The sequence below is a fragment of the Amycolatopsis rhizosphaerae genome (assembly GCF_007713715.1).
Lineage (GTDB): Bacteria > Actinomycetota > Actinomycetes > Mycobacteriales > Pseudonocardiaceae > Amycolatopsis_E > Amycolatopsis_E rhizosphaerae.
Window position 1 is genome coordinate 1 of record NZ_VJWX01000613.1, and the last position, 3,807, is coordinate 3,807.

A 3,807-nucleotide genomic window follows, 5' to 3' on the forward strand; every position below is an offset into this window, starting at 1 on the left:
GGGTGACGCGGAGCGCCCGGCCCGGGCTACCCGCCGATCAGGGTGCGGGTGGCCTTGGCCGCCACCTGTGGGTCGAGCAGGCCCCGGTAGATCCGGGGAATCGGCCGGTCGACGCCGAAGAGGGTGTAGGCGGCGATCATCGCCGCGTGCACCGAGTATTCGACGGTGAAGACCACGTCTTCGGGGATTTCCACGAACTGGCCGAGGAAGGCGAAGTTCCGGGCGCCCTCCGGCACGACCTTCGGCCGGTCGCCCGGCGCCCGGCAGGCGAACAGCGCCGAGGCGTAGGGCATCATCACGCTGGTCACGTCGGTGCCGGCCAGCACCTCGTCGAGGATGTCTTCGAAGCCCAGCTGGTGCACGAGCTCGGTGACGATCTCCTTGCCCGTCGCCCGCGCCATGGGTTTGCGGACGTAGTCGCCCTCGTCGTCAACCTGGAAGCCGTAGCCCCACAGCGTGTAGGTGTGCTCCGGCATGCCGGGAAAGTGCGGCTGATGGGGAACCACTATGGACAGATGCCAGCCGGACCGCACCCAGGTCATCAACGCGCCGGTGCCGGGCTCGTTGCCGGTGTAGGCGACGATGCGGTCGAGCAGGACGCGGTCGCGCATGGTGAGCGTGAACGACTCCCACTTGTGCTCGTCCACCGCGCCGAAGAAGGTCATCGGCCGCCCGAAATCGGGCGCCTTCCGCGCGATGTTCTCCCACAGGGACCAGCCGTGGTCCCGGCGGTCGCGGATGAGCTCGGGAACCGTGTCGTTGCCTCCGTAGGTGGAATCCGCGGTGATGGACCCGAGCGTGATCACGGCGTGGTCGGCGGGCCCCAGCTCGATCCGGTGCTCACCCTCGCGGTCGAGGACGTGCAGCCGGGTGGCGCGGCGCCCGGTTTCCGGGGTTCCGGCGAAGTCCACGTCCAGCACCCTGGTGGCGAACCGGACCTCGGCCCCCTGCGCCAGCAGCCAGCGCTGCAGCGGCACGACCATCGAGTCGTACTGGTTGTAGACGGTGCGGCGCACCCCTTCCAGTGTGTGGATGCGGCCGAACTCCTGGATGAAGCGCAGGAAGTAGCGGCGCAGCTCGGCCGCGGAGTGCCAGCGCTGGAAGGCGAACGTGGTCCGCCACATCTGCCAGAAGTGCGTGTCGAAGAAGTGCGGGTGGAACAGCTCCTCGATGCGCTTGCTGCCCAGCATCGGCTCCGGGGTGGCGATCAGCCGGAGGAAGTCGAACCGGTCGGTGAGGGAGAAGCCGTAGTCGGCGGCGTCGAGGATGCGGTGGTCCCGGTCGATGAGCCGGGCCTTCGCGTGGGTCTTCACCCGCTCGTTGAACCGCCGGATCTCGTCCTTCACCGAGATCGACGGATCGTCGCGGGACGGGATGGTGGAGAACAGGTCCCACACGCACCGGTAGGCCTCCTCTTCGAGCATCCGGCCGCCCCTCGTCACGTAGGCGCCGGGCTGGACCGGCGACGCGGCCCCGTCGAGCGAGCCGCCCTGAAGGCCGAGCTCTTCGAGTATGTGCACGTGGTCTCCCGGCAAGCCCGCATCGCGGATCGCGAACGCGGCCGCCGCCATACCGGCGATTCCGCCGCCCACGATCCACAGATGCTCGTTCAGCCTGCTCGTGCCCATGGCACCTCCTGTCTTCCGCGGGACATCCGCACCCCCCACCGTGCCCGCCGGTCCCGGCCGGCTGGAGGGCCCAACGTCCCGATCGGGCAGGCCGAACTGCCCGACCCTCTCCGTCTACTGTGGACGGAGGGAACGACCGGACCGCCGCCTCGCCTCGTCCGCACCGGGTGAGGCGTCCTCGCCACGTCCCGCCCCGTCCGGTTCATCCCCCGCGGAGGAGGACACGCACGCCACCCACACCGGATCCTGCTGAGCTAGAGCCTCTACCGAAACAGGGAGGACTCATGGCCAACACCCCGCACACGGCGGATGGGGACTTCCCGGGCCCGGTGGCCCGGCCGGAGCACGTGACCGGGTGGACGGGCTGGATCGCCTTCGCCGGGATCATGCTCATCCTGCTCGGCCTGTTCCACGCGGTGGAGGGGCTGGTCGCCGTGGTGAACCCCGGCTACTACCTCATCACCGCCTCCGGGCTGGTGGTGAACGTGGACTACGTCGTCTGGGGCTGGGTGCATCTCGCCCTGGGCATCCTCGCGGTGCTCGTCGGGATCGGGCTGCTCTCCGGCAACACGGTGGCCCGGGTCGTCGGCGTGATCCTCGCCGCCATCAGCGCGCTGGTGAACCTGGGCTTCGTCAACGCCTACCCCGCCTGGTCGGCGCTGGTCATCGCACTGGATGTGGTGATCATCTACGCGATCATCGCCCACGGGCGGGAAATGAAGCCGGCCCGGTGACGCCGCCGGCGACCGGGAACCCGGTGGCGGGCGCCATCCGGCCCGCCTGGTGGGTCCCGCTCGTCCTCGGCGGGGCCTGGCTGGTGTTCTCGCTGGCGGTCTTCCAGTTCGACCGGGCCTCGGCCTGGGCGCTGTCGGTGGTGACCGGGCTGACGTTCATCGCGATGGCGCTGTGCGAGCTGGCCTATTCGGCGCTGCCGTCCGGGGCACGCTGGTGGCATCCGGTGCTGGCGGCCGCGTTCTTCGCACTGGGACTCGTCGCGCTGGTCTGGCCGCAGCCCACCTTCCACGCCCTGATCCGGATCGTGGCGTGGTTCCTGCTGGCCAAGGGCAGTTCGGACCTCGTGGCGGCACTGGCGCGCCCGGCCGGTAACGGCCCGTGGTGGCTGCGCCTGGTTCTCGCCGCCGCGGCATTCGGGATCGCCTTCTGGGCGGCCGGTTCCCCGGCGCACTCGGCCGCCGCACTCGTGCTGTGGGTCGGGCTCAGCGCGTTGCTCCGGGGTGTTTCGGACATCCTGCTGGCCTTCGAACTCAGGACGCCGTCCCCGCGCGGCCTTTAGACCCGAAAGATCCCACCGGTGGGCCTTGGCGTTCCAGTCGGTCACCACCGGACGCCTGACCTGCGCCGGACGCTCCTTCGCCGTCGAGTTCGATGCCCGGCCGGCCGAACTCGCCGTCACGGCCGGAACGGAAGCCGCCGCGAACGCCGCGGCCGTTTCTCCTGGGCGGGGCGCCCTCCCCCAGGACGTCAACGCCCGACGTCGCCCTCGTACATCCACTCCGGACTGTCCATCCCAGACAGTTCGTTCCAGGCGAGGCAGTACGCCCGCGATTCGGGGCCCAGCTGCGACCACACCGCCCGCAGCGGGAAACCCCGGTCCCAGGCGTTGAGCAGCGCCTCGAAGAATCCCGTGGCCACCGCTGCCGCGTCGTACTCGCTGCCCGTCACGAACACCCGTTCCAGGATCTCGAACAGCCGCCGCCGGTGCTCGACGTCCACTTCGGACAGGTGCGCGGCGAGGGCACGGGCGAGCGCGGCGAGCCGGAGCGCGAGCGGGAATTCCGCGGCCGGGCCGGCCAAGGCGGTCCAGGCCGCGAGCTCCCTGCCGTCGCGGTCGGCGAGAATCCCGTTGCCGCGCAGCAGATCCGGCCACCACGACGGCGCGCCCACCGGTGCCCGAGAAATGATCACCGCCTCAGGCTACTCACACCGTCCGACAAAAAGCGCGCCCTTTGCCGGCCGCGGTTCGCCGTGAGGGGCCCCCTCACAGCCGTTTCGACCGGGGCTCCGGCAAGGTCGCGTGAGTGTTGGCCGTGAAGGGTCCCTTCACAGCCGATTTGACTGTGAAGGGACCCTTCACGGCTTGCCCCGGTCCCTCCGGCCGGGGGTGAGGGCCTGCAAAGGGGGATGCGGGTTGCTGTGAGGGGTCCCCTCACAGCAGCGG

Annotated in this window: 4 protein-coding genes; 2 read left to right on the forward strand and 2 right to left on the reverse strand. The window is 70.3% G+C overall.

Going from position 1 to position 3,807, the window contains the following annotated elements:
* Window positions 1-26: 26 nt before the first annotated feature.
* On the reverse strand, window positions 27-1,628 hold the full coding sequence (locus FNH05_RS34165; RefSeq protein ID WP_144592985.1) for an oleate hydratase: 1,602 nt from the start codon (window positions 1,626-1,628) through the stop codon (window positions 27-29).
* A 284-nt stretch (window positions 1,629-1,912) separates the two neighbouring features.
* On the opposite strand from FNH05_RS34165, the gene FNH05_RS34170 reads away from it, so the two are divergent.
* Together FNH05_RS34170 and FNH05_RS34175 are read left to right on the forward strand one after the other, a co-directional pair.
* Window positions 1,913-2,362 carry a DUF7144 family membrane protein gene (locus FNH05_RS34170; protein ID WP_246128113.1) on the forward strand — a complete coding sequence of 150 codons (450 nt, stop codon included), beginning with the start codon at window positions 1,913-1,915 and terminating at the stop codon, window positions 2,360-2,362.
* The gene (locus tag FNH05_RS34175; protein ID WP_144592986.1) at window positions 2,359-2,922 is read left to right on the forward strand and encodes an HdeD family acid-resistance protein; all 564 of its coding nucleotides are present in this window, start codon (window positions 2,359-2,361) and stop codon (window positions 2,920-2,922) included. Before FNH05_RS34170 ends, FNH05_RS34175 begins: the two co-directional genes overlap by 4 nt.
* A gap of 188 nt (window positions 2,923-3,110) precedes the next feature.
* Here the strand turns inward: FNH05_RS34175 and FNH05_RS34180 are convergent, their stop codons facing one another.
* Window positions 3,111-3,554, reverse strand: a complete 444-nt coding sequence (locus tag FNH05_RS34180; RefSeq protein WP_144592987.1) for a DUF7674 family protein — start codon at window positions 3,552-3,554, stop codon at window positions 3,111-3,113.
* Between the last annotated feature and the right edge of the window lie 253 nt (window positions 3,555-3,807).

Excerpts from the sequence above, each read along its gene's own strand:
- FNH05_RS34165 (WP_144592985.1), bottom strand. The coding sequence starts at position 1,628 with ATGGGCACGAGCAGGCTGAACGAGCATCTGTGGATCGTGGGCGGCGGA.
- FNH05_RS34170 (WP_246128113.1), top strand. The coding sequence starts at position 1,913 with ATGGCCAACACCCCGCACACGGCGGATGGGGACTTCCCGGGCCCGGTG.